Origin of the sequence: Bacillus sp. Marseille-Q3570, from assembly GCF_946151055.1 — a bacterium.
GTDB lineage: Bacteria > Bacillota > Bacilli > Bacillales > Fictibacillaceae > Pseudalkalibacillus.
This window is the reverse complement of record NZ_CAMGYZ010000013.1, coordinates 24,884-41,453: the sequence shown is the minus strand read 5'-3', so window position 1 is coordinate 41,453 and position 16,570 is coordinate 24,884. Positions and strand designations below refer to the sequence as shown.

General features: G+C 40.5%; 14 protein-coding genes and 1 pseudogene. 6 read left to right on the top strand and 9 right to left on the bottom strand.

Annotation, left to right across the window (positions count from 1 at the left end; all coding sequences use genetic code 11):
* Positions 1–107 precede the first annotated feature (107 nt).
* Positions 108–521 (top strand): DUF1885 family protein, encoded by a 414-nt coding sequence (locus N8M93_RS17135; RefSeq protein WP_261133835.1) that lies wholly within the window; start codon positions 108–110, stop codon positions 519–521.
* A gap of 314 nt (positions 522–835) precedes the next feature.
* Here the strand turns inward: N8M93_RS17135 and N8M93_RS17130 are convergent, their stop codons facing one another.
* A complete protein-coding gene (locus N8M93_RS17130) occupies positions 836–1,687 on the bottom strand; it encodes a polysaccharide deacetylase family protein (RefSeq protein WP_261133834.1) in 852 nt (283 codons plus the stop codon).
* Positions 1,688–1,920: 233 nt separating this feature from the next.
* Here N8M93_RS17130 and N8M93_RS17125 point away from each other — a divergent pair.
* Positions 1,921–3,426, top strand: a pseudogene (locus N8M93_RS17125) (BCCT family transporter).
* Positions 3,427–3,507: 81 nt separating this feature from the next.
* On the opposite strand, the gene N8M93_RS17120 reads toward N8M93_RS17125, so the two are convergent.
* A complete protein-coding gene (locus tag N8M93_RS17120) occupies positions 3,508–3,747 on the bottom strand; it encodes a hypothetical protein (RefSeq protein WP_261133833.1) in 240 nt (79 codons plus the stop codon).
* 201 nt (positions 3,748–3,948) lie between these two features.
* On the opposite strand from N8M93_RS17120, the gene N8M93_RS17115 reads away from it, so the two are divergent.
* Positions 3,949–4,338: a thioredoxin family protein gene (locus tag N8M93_RS17115; protein WP_261133832.1), complete on the top strand. Its 390-nt coding sequence runs from the start codon at positions 3,949–3,951 to the stop codon at positions 4,336–4,338.
* 163 nt (positions 4,339–4,501) lie between these two features.
* Here the strand turns inward: N8M93_RS17115 and lpdA are convergent, their stop codons facing one another.
* From lpdA to N8M93_RS17090, 5 genes are all read right to left on the bottom strand, one after another.
* Positions 4,502–5,914, bottom strand: a complete 1,413-nt coding sequence (gene lpdA / locus N8M93_RS17110) for a dihydrolipoyl dehydrogenase (RefSeq protein ID WP_261133831.1) — start codon at positions 5,912–5,914, stop codon at positions 4,502–4,504.
* A 2-nt stretch (positions 5,915–5,916) separates the two neighbouring features.
* Positions 5,917–7,251 carry a dihydrolipoamide acetyltransferase family protein gene (locus N8M93_RS17105; RefSeq protein ID WP_261133830.1) on the bottom strand — a complete coding sequence of 445 codons (1,335 nt, stop codon included), beginning with the start codon at positions 7,249–7,251 and terminating at the stop codon, positions 5,917–5,919.
* 54 nt (positions 7,252–7,305) lie between these two features.
* Positions 7,306–8,283 carry an alpha-ketoacid dehydrogenase subunit beta gene (locus N8M93_RS17100; protein WP_261133829.1) on the bottom strand — a complete coding sequence of 326 codons (978 nt, stop codon included), beginning with the start codon at positions 8,281–8,283 and terminating at the stop codon, positions 7,306–7,308.
* 3 nt (positions 8,284–8,286) lie between these two features.
* Complete coding sequence (gene pdhA / locus N8M93_RS17095) at positions 8,287–9,372, bottom strand: pyruvate dehydrogenase (acetyl-transferring) E1 component subunit alpha (RefSeq protein WP_261133828.1); 1,086 nt, start codon at positions 9,370–9,372, stop codon at positions 8,287–8,289.
* A gap of 793 nt (positions 9,373–10,165) precedes the next feature.
* On the bottom strand, positions 10,166–10,837 hold the full coding sequence (locus tag N8M93_RS17090) for a YkyA family protein (RefSeq protein WP_261133827.1): 672 nt from the start codon (positions 10,835–10,837) through the stop codon (positions 10,166–10,168).
* A 736-nt stretch (positions 10,838–11,573) separates the two neighbouring features.
* On the opposite strand from N8M93_RS17090, the gene def reads away from it, so the two are divergent.
* Positions 11,574–12,125, top strand: a complete 552-nt coding sequence (def, locus tag N8M93_RS17085; RefSeq protein WP_261133825.1) for a peptide deformylase — start codon at positions 11,574–11,576, stop codon at positions 12,123–12,125.
* Between the two features lie 56 nt (positions 12,126–12,181).
* Here def and N8M93_RS17080 read toward each other — a convergent pair whose 3' ends face one another.
* A complete protein-coding gene (locus N8M93_RS17080; RefSeq protein ID WP_261133824.1) occupies positions 12,182–12,961 on the bottom strand; it encodes a Cof-type HAD-IIB family hydrolase in 780 nt (259 codons plus the stop codon).
* A complete protein-coding gene (locus N8M93_RS17075) occupies positions 12,951–13,883 on the bottom strand; it encodes a DMT family transporter (RefSeq protein WP_261133823.1) in 933 nt (310 codons plus the stop codon). Before N8M93_RS17075 ends, N8M93_RS17080 begins: the two co-directional genes overlap by 11 nt.
* A gap of 455 nt (positions 13,884–14,338) precedes the next feature.
* On the opposite strand from N8M93_RS17075, the gene N8M93_RS17070 reads away from it, so the two are divergent.
* Together N8M93_RS17070 and rnjA are read left to right on the top strand one after the other, a co-directional pair.
* Positions 14,339–14,548, top strand: coding sequence for a DNA-dependent RNA polymerase subunit epsilon (locus N8M93_RS17070; RefSeq protein ID WP_261133822.1), 210 nt, complete (start codon positions 14,339–14,341; stop codon positions 14,546–14,548).
* Positions 14,549–14,551: 3 nt separating this feature from the next.
* Positions 14,552–16,219, top strand: a complete 1,668-nt coding sequence (rnjA, locus tag N8M93_RS17065) for a ribonuclease J1 (protein WP_261133821.1) — start codon at positions 14,552–14,554, stop codon at positions 16,217–16,219.
* The last annotated feature ends 351 nt before the right edge of the window (positions 16,220–16,570 follow it).

Here is a 16,570-nt window from a genome sequence, read left to right as displayed (position 1 = left end):
GGTGATAGTGAAAATTCGCAATTCTTCGTGACACGGTCTGTCATTTTTTCTCATTGAATGATAAAATTGATTATAAATTTAGGCGTGCCTGACAGGAGTGAAAGATAGTGTCCAGTAGTGCTTATGTAAAGCTTGTTGCTAAATCAAAACAACAGACGATCACTTTAGAAGAAATTGAAAAGCTGATTCACTATTATATTGAAATCACCAATAAAACAGGTGAACAATTAAATTGGGAGTATGGCTCAGCAGCTTTCCCCTACTCAATTGAACAACGGAAAAACGGCAGCGGAACGTATTATTTTTTGAAAGGAAACACTTCAGCATATCATTATATGCTGGTGGGAGCAGGGAATGATGATGAAGGCTCGGAGTATACATACATACAAATCGTATTACCTGAAGGGGCTACCCACGGGGACAAAGGCAAAGCGAATGAATTCAGTAAATTCCTTGCTAAAAAATTAGATGGCGAGCTACATCTGTTTAACGGAAGAATCATGTATTACTACAAACGATGATCGAGGAAATACCAAAAGGATGACCAAATTGGTTGTCCTTTTTTGTGGTGAAGATAAAATCCGGGTTAACACGCCTTCAGACTAGTATTCTGAGTGCGTAATGGTTTGTATTTAAAGTAAAATAATACGTGCTTCAGTATTAGGACAACTAAGCCTCATCCAGCGCCAAAGGTATGCCTTTGCCATGCTTACTTTAATTCACATTATGCCACTTAACCTTTTAAAATCAAACTACAATTTTGTAATTTAGCAAAAAAGACCTGTAAGCGAAGCCGCATAAATAGCCCCGCTGCAGGTCTACAGGTCTCACACGTTCACTCTACAATTTGCTCTGGATGTACGAAGGTGTATCCTTTTGCTTGCAACCCTTTAACGATATCCACAAGGGCTTCGTTCGTCCAGTCCCGGTCGTGCATCAGAAGAATTGCCCCATCTGTCAGCAATGGAGTGTTGACCATGATATCAGCAATTCCTTCCCCGCTCTGGTACTCTTTCTCCCAATCATACCCATAGGTCCAGTTCATGAAAAGCATCCCTTGTTCTTCTATCAATTTCTTTGAAAAATCAGTATTGATTCCAAATGGCGCTCTGAAAAAACGTGGCGCTGTTCCAGTCACTGCTTCAATTTCCTCGGATAAAGTGATGATTTCATTTCTTTGCTTTTCTTCGCTGCTATTTTTGAGATTTGCATGGGACATCGTGTGGTTTCCGATTTCAAATCCCATTTCGTAAATCTTTTTTACAATGTTTTTCTCATCATCTGTATCCATAAAGTGGCCGTTGACGAAGAAAATAGCTGGAACATCCAGGTCCTTCAGTTTTTGTGCCATCTCTAATGCATGCTTATCCGGGGCATCATCAATCGTCAATAAAACTACTTTTTCATCGGTCTCTGCTTCAGTCTTCAACGTCCAGTTGGCGGGATGTACGGTATATGTAATCGCAGGAACATCAACAGGTTCATCTTCAGAATCCTGGTTTACATCTTCGTCATCGTTTCCATCCTGCTCTTTATCCTCATCACTTACATCGGCTTCGGGTTGCTCCGTTTCTTCACCTGTATTCCGATTTCCTCCGTCGATTCCATCCTGATCATTTTCTGCAGTCGTCTCTGCGGCACAACCTGCCAATAATAAAATCAATAAACCTATCAATGCTTTCTTCATGATGTCTCTCCCCCATTTTATCTCTTTTTGTCCTTTATTTAGTATAAATTGTCTATATATGTAATCAAAGAGTCGAAACGCCTAAAATAGGAATTAAATCGGTTATCTAAGTAAAAAATAGGGTATAGGAATTATTGGGCTAGGATTATTAGACTACAAAATCCTTGAAATGAAAATGGGTTTATTAGTAGAATGTAAAACGTGTCATAAAACTTTACGAAAGGAGAAAATTAATGAAAAAATTCACCAAAGTCTTTATCATCTCACTCATCATCTCAGTATTTTTCATCGCATGGGGCGTATTGTCTCCAAAAGGATTACAGAGTGCCACTGGAGCCATCCAGAATTTCCTTCAAGTCAAATTCGGCTGGTTCTATCTGTTATCCGCTACAGGATTCTTGATCTTTTCAATCTATTTGATTTTCAGTAAATACGGTAAAATCAAATTAGGAAAAGACGAAGACGAACCTGACTACAACGTCATTACATGGTTTGCAATGCTATTTAGTGCCGGAATGTGAATCGGCCTTGTATTTTGGGGTGTTGCTGAACCGCTGTTCCATTATTATGATCCTCCATCAGGGAATGGAGAGACTGTACAATCTGCAAATGCTTCCCTAAGATACGCGATGTTCCACTGGGGCTTGCATCCTTGGGGTATTTATACGGTAGTCGGATTGGCACTAGCTTATTTTAAATTCCGTAAAGGTGCACCAGGATTAATAAGCGCTATTTTCAGACCACTTCTCGGAGATCGTGTAAATGGTCCAATTGGAATCTTGATTGACGTAATCGCTGTTTTTGCTACTGTGTTTGGAGTTGCTACATCGCTTGGATTCGGTGCTGCACAAATAAGTGGAGGTCTCTCTTACGTATTTGAAGGCATCGCAAACACTAAAGGTACTCAACTGATAATTATTGTGATTGTTACCTTTTTATTCATCCTTTCTGCGTCAACTGGCCTGAACAAAGGAATCAAATACTTAAGTAACATCAATATCGTACTTGCAATTGGACTTATGTTCTTCCTCCTATTTGCAGGTCCTACGAATTTCATCATGGATGTATTCACCCAAACAATTGGATCCTATTTGCAAAACTTGCCTAGCATGAGTTTCAGGCTTGGGCCATATAGTGAGACTACACAAGATTGGACTCAAGCTTGGACGGTTTTCTATTGGGCATGGTGGATCGCGTGGGCACCTTTTGTCGGTATGTTCATCGCCCGCGTATCAAAGGGACGTACAATCCGTGAATTCGTACTCGGTGTTCTATTGGTACCGACTATTTTCGGAGCACTCTGGTTCTCGGTGTTCGGGGGATCAGCGGTATTTAAGGATCGGATGGAAAGCACAGGCTTGTATCAGGTAATGACTGACAGTGGTACAGAGGTTGCGTTATTCGCATTGTTTGAACAATTCCCTCTTGGTGGGATCATGTCGATTATCGCAATACTCCTGATCAGTACATTCTTTATTACATCAGCTGACTCTGCTACATTTGTACTTGGAATGCAGACCACGAACGGAAGCTTGAATCCATCGAATTATATCAAATTCATCTGGGGTGGTGTGGTAGCGGCATCTGCTGCAATACTCCTTTACTCTGGAGGATTACAAGCCTTGCAGACGGCATCGATCATAGCCGCCTTCCCGTTCACATTCATTATGATTGCTATCATTTTTGCAACAGTCAAAGCACTGAAAGAAGATCACAAAATGAATTTCAAAAATAAATAGTACTATGAAAAATGACCTCGACAAGGAAGATAATCCTTTTGAGGTCATTTTTTATTTGCGAAAACAGCCTTCATTTATTATTCAAAAAAGCATCATGAAATACCGGAATAAGAGAAATGACATGGCACCTAGTATGCTTGATAGGCATGAATAGAATTTCGGGCTTCTTAGATAAACGCCAAATAAATAGCCAAAATAACAAAAAACGATGAATAATATATATTCAAAAATCGATGGATCTTGATGGGATAAAAAAGTGACGAGTGCATAGATGCTCCATATGATCATTTGAACTGAAGATAAAATTAAAATGGTATACATCGACACTCCCCCTAAGACAACTTCTATAACTAATCATATGTAGATTACAAGCATATTACGACTTGAAATCCCCCTCCCGCTACTTATCAATTCTGTAACAATTCATTTACGATTCATAATTCGACAGTTTTTCATGATAAAATCAAGTCAAATGTTCCTTTCACGTCAACACTGTAATACAAAAAGAAAGAAGTGAACTCCATGAATGTTCGATCAGTTGGATTTCTTTCTATACCCTTACTTTCCATTATTGCATTACTGAGCAGCTGTCAATTCATACCCGAATATGGACATCTCCCTGTTGACTTGGAAACAGACGAAATCAATACGATTCTATTTTCATCAAAAACAAACCAGACAGAAGAAAAGATATATTATGATGCACTACTGGAACTGCAAAAGGACTACCCGCAAATGTTGAATTCCATCAGAGTCATAAAGAAGAAGAATAAACAGATCGCTGATTATTACAATGTGTCCAAATTTCCAACAGTCATCGTTTTTGATGGAAAAGATGAAATCGTCAGACTTGAGGGGAAGAAACAAGTTGAGGAAATCAAGAAAAAGTTAGATAAGGTTTATTCAAAATAAAGGCCGGCATACGCCAGCCTTATTTTTATTGCCTTATTTCATTAGTTTAGAAGGACCTGAAAACAATGAGCCTTACAAAAATCATGACACTCTTTTGGGTATAGCATGCCAAGCAAGCCCCATGAAAAAACTGCTGGATCCCTCCAGCAGTTTTTTTACAGCTTTATTTTACGATGTGCACAGGAAGTCCGATAGCAACTTCTGCTGCTTCCATCGTGATTTCACCAAGTGTTGGATGCGCATGGATCGTCAATGCAATATCCTCGGCAGTCATTCCAGCTTCAATTGCTAGACCAAGCTCAGCAATCATATCAGAAGCATTAGGACCTGCAATTTGCGCACCGATGACTAGACCATCCTCTTTACGAGTGATGAGCTTCATGAACCCTTCAGCATCATTCAACGACAATGCGCGTCCATTTGCTCCGAATGGGAATTTTGATGCCTGTACGTCAAATCCAGCATCCTTCGCTTCTGCTTCAGAATACCCGACACTTGCAAGTTCAGGGTCACTGAAGACCACTGCAGGAATTGCAAGATAATCGATTTCTGCTGCTTCACCAGAAATAGCTTCTGCAGCTACTTTACCTTCATAAGATGCCTTGTGAGCAAGAGCAGGACCAGGAACGATATCACCGATGGCATAAAGTCCATCTACCGTAGTTTTACATTGCTTGTCCACTTCGATAAGCCCTTTATCATCCAACTTGACACCGATTTGCTCAAGACCAAGTTCTTCAGTGTTAGGTTTACGTCCGACAGTTACCAATACATAATCTGCATCGAAGGATTTTTCTTCGCCTTTCACTTCGGCAGTGACTTTGGCACCATCTTTAGACTCTTCAACACCTTTAGCCATCGCATTTGTGATGATCTCAACGCCTTTTTTCTTAAGACGGCGTGAAACAAGCGTGCTCATTTGCTTTTCGAAGCCTGGAAGGATCGTTTTACCGCCTTCAAGGATCGTCACTTCAGTACCAAGGTTTGCGTATGCTGTACCAAGTTCAATTCCAATGTACCCTCCTCCGATGACGACCATCTTTTTCGGTACTTCATTCAATGCTAAAGCACCAGTTGAGGAGATGACTCTGTCGCTCCACTTGAACGATGGAAGCTCAATCGGGCTTGAACCTGTAGCCAGGATACAATTTTTGAATTTATACGTTTGTGAAGTGTATTCGTCTTTCGTTACACGCACAGTATTCGTATCAGAGAAATAGGCCTCACCTTTGACGATTTCAACTTTATTCCCTTTCAAAAGACCTTCTACTCCGCCAGTCAATTTCTTAACGATACTGGCTTTCCATTCCTGGACTTTCCCCATGTCTACCTTTACATTTTCAGCAGTAATTCCCATATCATCCGAATGTTGTGCATGTTCGAATCTATGGCTTGCGTGAATGACCGCTTTAGATGGGATACAACCTACATTGAGACAAACCCCGCCGATATCGCCTTTTTCAACGACCGTCACTTTTTGCCCCATTTGAGCAGCACGGATTGCTGCGACATATCCTCCCGGGCCTGAACCAATGACCAGTGTGTCTATTTCTTCTGCAAAATCGCCTACTACCATTTTTACGCCTCCATTATCAATAGTTGTGGGTCGTTCAAGAGTCGTTTGACATGATTTAACGCATTTTGTGCAGTAACGCCATCGACTAAGCGGTGGTCATAACTGATTGAAAGCGCTAATACAGGGGCTGCTACGATCTCACCATTTTCAACAACCGGCTTTTCTTGGATACGTCCGACACCAAGTATTGCTGCGTCTGGATGGTTGATGATCGGTGTGAACCATTGTCCACCAGCAGAACCAAGGTTGGAAATCGTACATGTGCTGCCTTTCATTTCATCCCCAGAAAGTTTACCGTCCCGAGCTTTCTTCGCAAGTTCATTGATCTCATTGGACAATGAGAAGATGGATTTTCGGTCTGCGTCTTTAATGACAGGCACGACTAGTCCCGCATCTGTATCTGCAGCAATTCCGATATTATAGTAATGCTTGTGGACAATTTCCTCATTTTCATCGTCAATTGAAGCATTCAAAATCGGGTATTCGCGAAGTGCTGACACTAACGCCTTGACAACATAAGGCAAGTAAGTGAGTTTGATTCCTTTTTCAGAAGCAAGCTCTTTGAATTGCTTACGATGTGCGACAAGATCTGTAACGACAATCTCATCCATATGTGTAACATGAGGTGCTGTATGCTTAGAGTTGACCATCGCTTTCGCAATCGCTTTTCTCATACCTTTAAGCTTTTCGCGGGTTTCTGCTTGTTCTGTAGTTGCTGCAGCAGGCTTCGCTTTTTCTTCTGCTTGTTGATCCTCTTTCGCTGGTTCTTCAGTTTCAGCAGTTTCTTGTCCACCGTCAAGATATGCATCGATATCTTCTTTAAGGATACGACCGTTCTTGCCAGAACCACTTACTTTCTTGATGTTGACGTCTTTTTCACGAGCATACTTCCGAACTGATGGCATCGCCTTAACACGGCTAGTCGGATCGTCATCTTCAGAATCAGAGTCTTCTTTCTTCGTTTCTTTTGTTTCTTTCGACTCTTCTTCCTTATCGTCTTTTTTGTCATCTTCTTTTTTCGCTTCATCTGCTTCAGGCTTCTTATCTTCATCCGCTTTTGGTTGCTCAGCATCTGTTTCTTCGCTGTCGCCCTCATAACCTTCAGCATCGATCGTTACAAGTACATCACCAACAACCGCAACTGTTCCTTCGTCAACCTTAATATCGTTTACCGTTCCATCAACAGGTGAAGGAATTTCTACTACTGCTTTATCGTTTTGTACTTCAAGAAGAATATCATCTTCTTTGATTTCGTCGCCTTTTTTGACAAACCATTTTACGATTTCACCTTCATGGATACCTTCACCGATATCAGGCAGTTTAAATTCAAACGCCACAGGGTTCGCCTCCTTGTTTTCTATATAGTCAGTTTGGAGTTTACTTCTGTCTTATTAAAAGTTGATTACTTGCTTCGCTTTTTCCATGATATCTTTATAATCAGGCAACCAAACATCTTCTGCTGCGGAGAACGGGAACACAGTATCTGGCGCTGTAACACGCAGTACTGGTGCTTCTAATGAAAGAATCGCTCTGTCGTTGATCTCGGCAACAACGCTCGCTGCTATACCTGCTTGCTTTTGTGCTTCTTGTACGACTATAGCACGGCCGGTCTTGTTTACAGATTCAATGATCGTGTCTACATCAATTGGACTCACTGTACGCAAGTCGATCACTTCTGCCTCGATATCTTCTTTTTCAAGTTCTTCAGCAGCTTTAAGAGAAGAATGAACCATTGCACCATAAGTAATGATCGTGATGTCTTTTCCTTCCCGCTTAACATCTGCTTTTCCAATTTCAACTGTATACTCTTCTTCAGGAACTTCATCTCTGAAAGAACGATATAGCTTCATATGTTCTAAGAAAATGACCGGATCATTGTCACGGATTGCCGAAATCAAAAGTCCTTTTGCATCATAAGGAGTTGATGGAATTACGACTTTCAATCCTGGTTGCTGCGCCATAAGTCCTTCTAAGCTGTCTGCGTGAAGTTCTGGTGTTTTAACGCCTCCACCAAAAGGAGAACGAACTGTAATTGGTGCATTGTAGACACCACCTGAACGGTATCTCAAACGTGCCATTTGTCCGGAAATAGCATCCATTACTTCATATACGAATCCGAAGAATTGGATTTCAGGTACAGGACGGTATCCTTGCAATGCTAAACCAATTGAAAGACCACCAATCCCTGACTCGGCAAGCGGGGTATCAAAGACGCGATCTTCCCCGAATTCTTTTTGCAGGCCTTCAGTAGCACGGAATACGCCGCCATTTTGGCCGACATCTTCACCGAAGACCAGAACGTTTTCATCATTTTTAAGTTCAATGCGCATCGCATCAGTGATCGCTTGAATCATCGTCATTTGGGCCATCGCTTACTTCGACTCCTTTTCTTTATATTCTTCCATTTGCTCCTGTAAATTTTTCGGAAGCTCTTCATACATGATGTCAATCAAATCAGTCACCTTTTGCTTCGGTGCTTCGTCTGCTTTTTTGATTGCAGCTTTAATGTCTTCTTTTGCTTTGTCAACAACTTCATTCTCTTTCTCTTCAGACCATAGATCCTTGCTTTCAAGATACTTACGGAAACGAACTAATGGATCTTTCTTTTCCCATTCATTATCCATGTCTTCTGTACGGTATCTTGTTGGGTCGTCCCCAGCCATTGTATGTGGTCCGTAACGATAAGTAAGTGTTTCGATCAATGTCGGACCTTCTTCATTTACTGCACGCTCGCGAGCTTGCTGGGTTACAGCATAAACAGCAAGTACATCCATCCCGTCAACCTGTACCCCATGAATCCCCGCAGCAACTGCCTTCTGTGCAATTGTTTTTGCAGCAGATTGCTTTTCAACAGGAACAGAAATCGCAAAACGGTTGTTTTGAACGACAAATACAGCTGGAGCGTTGTACGCACCTGCAAAGTTGACTCCTTCATAGAAGTCACCTTGTGAAGCTCCACCGTCTCCAGTATAAGTGATGGCAATGTTTTTCTTTCCACGCTTCTTAAGTCCTAAAGCGACTCCAGCTGCTTGTGTGATTTGAGCGCCGATGATGATCTGCGGAGAAATCACGTTTACACCTTCTGGAATCTGGTTCCCCTGGAAATGTCCACGCGAGAACAAGAATGCCTGGTATAAAGGCAGGCCGTGATACACGATCTGTGGAACATCACGATAACCTGGAAGAATGAAGTCTTCTTTATCCAGTGCATACTGGCTTCCAAGCATAGACGCTTCTTGACCCGCAACTGGTGCATAGAATCCAAGACGTCCTTGTCTGTTAAGTGAAATCGCACGTTGGTCCCAAATTCTTGTATACACCATACGTGTCATCAATTCTTGTAAATCTTCGTCTGACAAGTCAGGCATAGCATCCTCGTTAACGATTTCGCCTTCTTCATTCAGAATTTGGAATGTTTCAAATTCCTCTTCGATTTGTGTTAGGGTTTTTGTACCCATGAAGGTCACCTCTTCCTTTCATACTTGAAAATTAATATGATGTGTCAAAATTCGAAAGCCAGACAATTATATACACAATACTTAGATTGTCCACTTTTGGTATAAAGCATGTCTAATTCTCTTCTATTTGTTGGATGTATCATTATGCTTTAACATTACGACTACATCATGTTTTACCCTTATTCAAGGTTCAATAATCGTCAATCCTCTCAAACTACTTCACCGTCCGAACCGACAGAAATCTGTACTAGTTTAGGGAGAATTAACAGTAGTACAACTCAACACAATTCCTAGTGTACACTACAAATTGAAAATACGTCAATCTTATTGATTTAACTTAAGTTAACTGGTGATTTCCAGTGCTCACCAATTCACAAAAAAACCAAAACTGTATTAGTATAGTTCATCCATCTGTATTAATACAACTCCAAGAAAAATTATAGTAAGAAATCATCCTTCATAACCTGTAGTCATCAAGATTAACTGGCGGTATCGACAAAATGTTTGATTCCTTTTGTGTAATCCAACACAGAAAAAACAACTCTTTGTTTGGTTCAAGCATCTTCATGACTAATCGCTAACCTTCCGCTATTTTTGTTATCCGTATGAGAGCTTCATAAGACGATTCAAAGAGCAAGATCGCGTTTGTTTGGCCGTATGAACGCCCCATACGACCCGAGGAAAGAGAATTAATTTCAAAGAAATAAAATGCCACCCAAAAAGAAAAAAAGCGGACCATCCTAATGGTCAGCTTTTATATATGATATATTTAATTACATATTGCTTATTGTGATTAAGATTTCTTTTCCTCTGACGTACTGAAACCTGCTTCTTTATAAAATGCCTTTTTCTCATCATTATATCGATCCGTTAAATTATTGAAAGTATCTTGAGATTCAAGGACTTCCTCATATTTCTTATTGAGTTCTTCCGTAAATGATTTCAAGTCTTCAATTGCCAGGTCTTCCTTTTTCATCATTTCATATAATTCACGATCCATGTTGAGTGCTTCCACATACACCTTATTCAGCTCATTGTAGCTTTCATAGCGTTGTTTCATCGTTTTAACCAGCGTATCTGCTTGCTTCTTCAACGGCTCTTCATCAAGTTCGTCCACTAGACTATTCACTGATTTGAATTCTTCGTATGCAGCTTCAATGCTTTCTTTTTCCTTGTTGATTAATTCTTCTCTGGAATCTGCCAGGCCAGCAGCTTCATCAGCCATCTTGCGAATTTGATCTATTTCTTTCATGCTCAATCCAAGCATTTCATTGAATAGTTGTTGTTCTTTCTGTTCAGCTTCGATAAGCGGCTCTTGCACTTCAGCAAAACCAGCTTCCAAAGAGACCGTTTTCTCCAGATGGTCATAGATTTTTTCAGACGCCGACTCACCGATCGTACAACCGGAAGCGACCACAATCAATAAACAAAAACAAATGAAAAATAAAAATTTCCTGATGTACAATATTGCTCCCCCTATCCCTCTCTCTAGTTATTTATGATATACGTTTCTGGAAACCTATACAAGATAAATTATATCGGACAAACTTATTAGTACATTATGTCTGGTTCAATCGATTTAGAACAGATTCGACTATAGGTACATATTCTTTTAAAAAACCCTTTAGGCTGTTTTCGCAAACTTTGTTGCTCTTTCACTTAAAGAAAGTATAAAATACTTTCTTCAGTATAGGGCAACTAAGGCTCGACCTACAAAAGGCTTGGTCTCGCCAAGTTTTCTTTAAAAGTCGTTGATTTCCATTCCAGGATGCTCGCTTTCGGGGCATAAGGTGAGCTCGCAGGACAAGGAAAGCTTCAGCAGCGTTACATCGCACGAAGAAAATGCGATTTTTATTTTCGAGGAGTCTTGCACCTTGCTCTCCAATCAACTTGCACCAGGTGATTTTTTAAAAATGACTCAAAAGCAACTATCTTTTAGAAAAGAGGCTTATAAAAAGACTTTGGTTACTTTATGAAAGCATAAGCGCAACTAATGGCTCAGCCCGCGCCTATGGCCTGGCTTTACCAAGTTTTCTTTATATTTTGATTGTTGCTTCCGCGATATTCACCCCCTTGCGAAAGCAAAATTATTCATCCCTTTCTTTACGTGCAAAAAGCAAGTTGTGTTAAAATTAAAACAGTGCTTTAACGAACGTAATTCTATAAAAGAGACAGTTAGCTTAAGGAGTGGAAATTGATTTATGTTGACAATGAATGATGTTGTAAGAGAAGGCGATCCGATTCTTCGAAAACGAGCTGAAAATGTCGCCATACCTCCTTCTGAAGAGGATAAAGATACATTGCAGAAGATGCGCGAATTTCTAGTGCAAAGCCAGGATCCTGAACTGAGTGCCAAATATAGCCTCCGTCCTGGTATCGGTCTTGCTGCACCCCAAATCGGAGTAAGTAAACGGATGATTGCTGTTTTAGTTGAAGATGAGGATGGTCAATTATATGATTATGCTTTATTCAATCCGCGTATTATGAGCCATTCGGTTCAAAAATCATATTTGGAAGGTGGCGAAGGTTGCCTTTCAGTCGACCGGGATGTCCCTGGCTTCGTACCCAGGTATTTTAAGGTGAAAATAAAAGGCGTAGATATTAACGGTGAAGAAATCGAACTACGACTGAAAGGTCTGCCATCAATCGTTTTCCAACATGAAATCGACCATCTGAACGGTGTAATGTTCTATGACCATATCAACAAAAATGACCCATTCGAAAGACCGGATGGCATATCTATCGGCAGATAAATTCTTATCGAAGAGAAAAAGGCGGATCCGAAACGGATCCGCCTTTTTACCTCACATTATCCAATTAGCCCTATTTTCTTCAATCCATGACGAATTCCGTCATCATCGACTTCCTTCGTTACAAAGTCCGCTACTCGTTTAGCAGGTTCTTTACTATTTCCCATCGCAATTCCGGTGCCAGCGAACTCGAGCATTTCAAGATCATTCAGACCATCACCGAATGCTACGACATCCTCTTGATGATAGCCGAGATGAGCAATCATTTTTTCGATCCCGATCGCCTTCGATCCCGTTTTTGGCAATACATCCATTGAATACTGGTGCCATCTGATGAAATTGAAATCATTATACGTATTACGATATAGTTTTTCTTTCTCTCCTGTCTCACAATACAATAATGCCTGAAAAATTTTGCGTCCTCTATAGAATTCCGGATCATGCTGGGGATGGACAAGTTTCAAATCATCCATGGATTTCTGGACATGAGGGTGAGCATTGTGTGTCGTTCTCCCTGTTTCAGTATTCAAGAATACCATTGGATGATCATGTTCCTTTGAACGAATGACCAATTCGTGTAAAAATGTCTCCTCAAGTGGATTTTCGTAAACGCTTTGGTTTTCGTAGGAAACATATTGTCCATTGAAGCTGACAAAACCATTGATTCCAAGTTCTTCAAGCAAATAATGGAACATGAATGGAGCCCTGCCTGTTGCAATCGCAATAGGTACATTACGCTCCTGTAATTCTTTTATCGCTAGCATCGTACCTGCCGGAATTTTCTTTTGGTGATCTAATAAAGTTCCATCTATATCGAAAAAAACAATTTTATTTGTCATACAATACCCCTTTATTCTTGCTGTTTATTGCACTAGCTGTAAGCGGTTCGTTTTTCACAGTCTTTCTTGTCGAGAGATACACCCCACCTAAAATCAATACTAAGCCGAGGATCGCGTGTGCAGGTATGTGTTCATCTAAGAGGAACCACCCCCAGAACATCGCTGTGATGGGTACAAGATACGTGACGAAAGTGGCAAACTCTGCACTTCCTTTTTGTATCATATAGTAAAATAATAAATATGCTAATCCTGAGCCGAACACCCCAAGCCCTACCATTGCCAAAAATGTACTCCAAGATGCAACTTCTTTAAAGCTGAAAACGGATCCAGTCACACCCATGATCACCAAACTTCCGATTGCACCTGTAATTAAAGTGATCAACGATATCATCATAACACTGACACCTTGTAGATGTCTCTTCGTAAATTGCGAACAATAACCATAGCAAAGCGTAGCAGCTATCATCGTCCCCATTCCGATCAGATCTTCATTGATGAGCTGTGTCACATTCAAATCAATCAAGACCAAAATACCGATGAATCCAACAATAACACCCATCCATTGCTTGAATCTCAACGTTATCGAAAACAACAATACACCAATTACACTCGTCCAGATTGGTGTAGTAGCATTGACAATCGAAGCCATACTGCTCGAGATCCTGGTTTCACTGATCGCGATCAATCCCCACGGCAGTAGTGCATTCAACAAACCAACTAGTAATAAGGCTTTCCATGGTAGTTCTTTTATGGACAAACCTTTTCTCTTGATAAGGATGATGAATAACAAGGTCAGTGCCCCAAGCGTACATCTGACGAACACGATGCCCCATGGTCCAAGATCTTCCACCAGTACCTTGATAAAATAGAAAGACATTCCCCAAATTAAACTTAAAGTGATTAATGCAGCATATAATTTCATCTTTTTCACCTTTTCTTGCAGCCAGTATGATACATTGTCCAACCTATACCACTAATTACCTCGATAATTTACTACTCTGATTTCCATACTAAGTATAACACCACCAATGGAAAATTTGGATATGAGTTGCTCATGAAGAAGCCTCGTAAAATTTTCACGTTTATTATGGATAATCTTTTCAGTAAGGAGGTATCGATTAGGATGAAAAAATTAAGGGATCAGATCAAACACAGATGGAAAGACTTATTCGGTTTGAAACAACGTGTACCGATGCTTTGATAATTCAATATTTGTTTTGATGAGATTAATTTGGTATCTTATGTATTCAGATACCTTTTTACATAGGCACCTTCTCCCTAATTGCATAATCGAATCAAAAAAACATGAAAAACCGATAGAATTCATTTATAATATACGAAGATGATTCTAATTGAAAACGGTAAGGAGAGTTAAGCATGATTTACAAAGTATTTTATCAGGAGAACCTTCAAGAGGTACCAGTCCGTGAAGAAACGAAAAGCCTCTATGTTGAAGCAGACTCCGTACAAGCAGTTCGTTCATTCCTAGCTGATCGGAATTATAATATTGAATTTGTTCAAGAAGTGACAGGATCACACTTGGAATACGAACAGCAATCTGAAGATTTTGAATTGGAGACAAGATAACACATGAAATTCGTAAAAAATCATCAAACAGCAGTGTTCGCATTAGGCGGACTCGACGAAATTGGTAAAAACACGTATGGGATTCAGTTTCAAGATGAAATCATTCTGGTGGACGCTGGAATCAAATTCCCTGAAGACGAACTTTTAGGTATTGACTATGTCATTCCCGATTACACATACCTCGTCAAAAATGTCGATAAGATCAAAGGATTATTCATTACTCACGGACACGAAGATCATATCGGCGGGATCCCTTATCTACTACGCCAAATCAATATACCGATTTATGGCGGTAAACTTGCACTAGGCTTGATCAAGAACAAGTTGGAAGAACATGGTCTTCTTCGCAGAGCAAAATTATATGAAATCCAGGAGGATGACGTCATCAAGTTCCGTAAAACATCAGTAACGTTTTTCAGAACGACTCATTCCATCCCTGATTCATATGGAATCGTCGTCAAAACTCCACCAGGGAACATTGTCCACACTGGGGATTTCAAGTTTGATTTCACACCAGTGGGAGAAGCAGCAAACTTGAACAAAATGGCTCAAATCGGCCAAGAAGGTGTTCTATGTTTGCTTTCAGACAGTACAAACAGTGAAGTTCCTGGTTTTACAATGTCAGAAAGCCGTGTCGGAGAAAGCATCCAGGATATTTTCCGAAAAGAAGATGGACGGATCATTTTTGCGACTTTCGCATCGAACATTCACCGGTTACAGCAAGTTGTTGAAGCGTCTGTTCAACATAACCGTAAAGTGGCTGTTTTCGGACGAAGTATGGATTCTGCCATTTCGATCGGCCATGAGCTTGGCTACATCCGTGCTCCTAAAGATACGTTTATTGATGCGAACCAGATCAACCGTCTTCCTGATAACGAAGTGACGATCCTTTGTACAGGAAGCCAGGGTGAGCCAATGGCAGCGTTATCCAGAATCGCCAATGGTACTCATCGTCAGATTCAAATCATTCCTGGAGATACAGTCGTTTTCTCTTCTTCTCCTATCCCAGGAAACACGTTAAGTGTAAGTCGTATCATCAACCAACTGCATCGTGCAGGTGCAAATGTCATCGCTGGTTCATTGAATGACATCCATACTTCAGGACATGGCGGACAACAAGAACAAAAACTTATGCTACGTCTGATGAAACCAAAATACTTCATGCCGATCCATGGTGAGTTCCGTATGTTGAAGATGCATACAAAACTTGCGATCGATTGTGAAGTTGAAGAGAAGAACTGTTTCATCATGGATAATGGTGAAGTTCTTGCATTGAGTGAAAATGAAGCTTCAATTGCTGGTAAAATCCCATCCGGTTCGGTTTACGTTGACGGAAATGGAATCGGTGATATTGGAAATATCGTTCTGCGCGATAGAAAAATTCTTTCTGAAGAAGGTCTTGTTGTTGTCGTTGTCAGTATCAACATGAAAGAGTTCAAAATCGTTTCTGGACCAGATATCATTTCACGCGGCTTCGTATATATGCGTGAATCAGAAGACTTGATCAATGATGCTCAAGGTATCTTATCCAAACACTTGAATGGCATGATGGAACGTAAAACAACACAATGGTCTGAGATCAAAAATGAAATCACAGACGTACTTGCTCCTTTCTTATATGAGAAGACAAAACGTCGACCGATGATTTTACCGATCATCATGGAAATCTGATTATCAAACGAGTGATCCTTTACTGGATTGCTCGTTTTTTTATTTTGTTTTGATTGTAAAATTACTATTGAGTTTTGCAAATTTCCACGGGCGATTCAGTTTTCTGTGTTGTTCTCCGAAGTTGCTCCATGTTCGGACAGCCTTGTGCTGTTTTCTCGCTATCCTGTCCCGTATGAATCTGTTTCGAGACAGCTTCTCGCTTTTTTCTCTTGCTCCTGTCCCGTAACGCACTGTTTCGAGGCAGCTCTCACACTTTTTCACCTGCTCCTGTCCCGTAAAGACTTGTTTCGAGACAGCTCTCACACTTTTTCACCTGCTCTTGTCCCGTAAAGACTTGTTTCGAGACAGCTC

Coding starts and splice junctions, on each gene's coding strand:
- N8M93_RS17130 (WP_261133834.1), bottom strand. CDS start 1,687: ATGAAGAAAGCATTGATAGGTTTATTGATTTTATTATTGGCAGGTTGT.
- N8M93_RS17120 (WP_261133833.1), bottom strand. CDS start 3,747: ATGTATACCATTTTAATTTTATCTTCAGTTCAAATGATCATATGGAGC.
- N8M93_RS17115 (WP_261133832.1), top strand. CDS start 3,949: ATGAATGTTCGATCAGTTGGATTTCTTTCTATACCCTTACTTTCCATT.
- lpdA (WP_261133831.1), bottom strand. CDS start 5,914: ATGGTAGTAGGCGATTTTGCAGAAGAAATAGACACACTGGTCATTGGT.
- N8M93_RS17100 (WP_261133829.1), bottom strand. CDS start 8,283: ATGGCCCAAATGACGATGATTCAAGCGATCACTGATGCGATGCGCATT.
- pdhA (WP_261133828.1), bottom strand. CDS start 9,372: ATGGGTACAAAAACCCTAACACAAATCGAAGAGGAATTTGAAACATTC.
- def (WP_261133825.1), top strand. CDS start 11,574: ATGTTGACAATGAATGATGTTGTAAGAGAAGGCGATCCGATTCTTCGA.
- N8M93_RS17080 (WP_261133824.1), bottom strand. CDS start 12,961: ATGACAAATAAAATTGTTTTTTTCGATATAGATGGAACTTTATTAGAT.
- N8M93_RS17075 (WP_261133823.1), bottom strand. CDS start 13,883: ATGAAATTATATGCTGCATTAATCACTTTAAGTTTAATTTGGGGAATG.
- N8M93_RS17070 (WP_261133822.1), top strand. CDS start 14,339: ATGATTTACAAAGTATTTTATCAGGAGAACCTTCAAGAGGTACCAGTC.
- rnjA (WP_261133821.1), top strand. CDS start 14,552: ATGAAATTCGTAAAAAATCATCAAACAGCAGTGTTCGCATTAGGCGGA.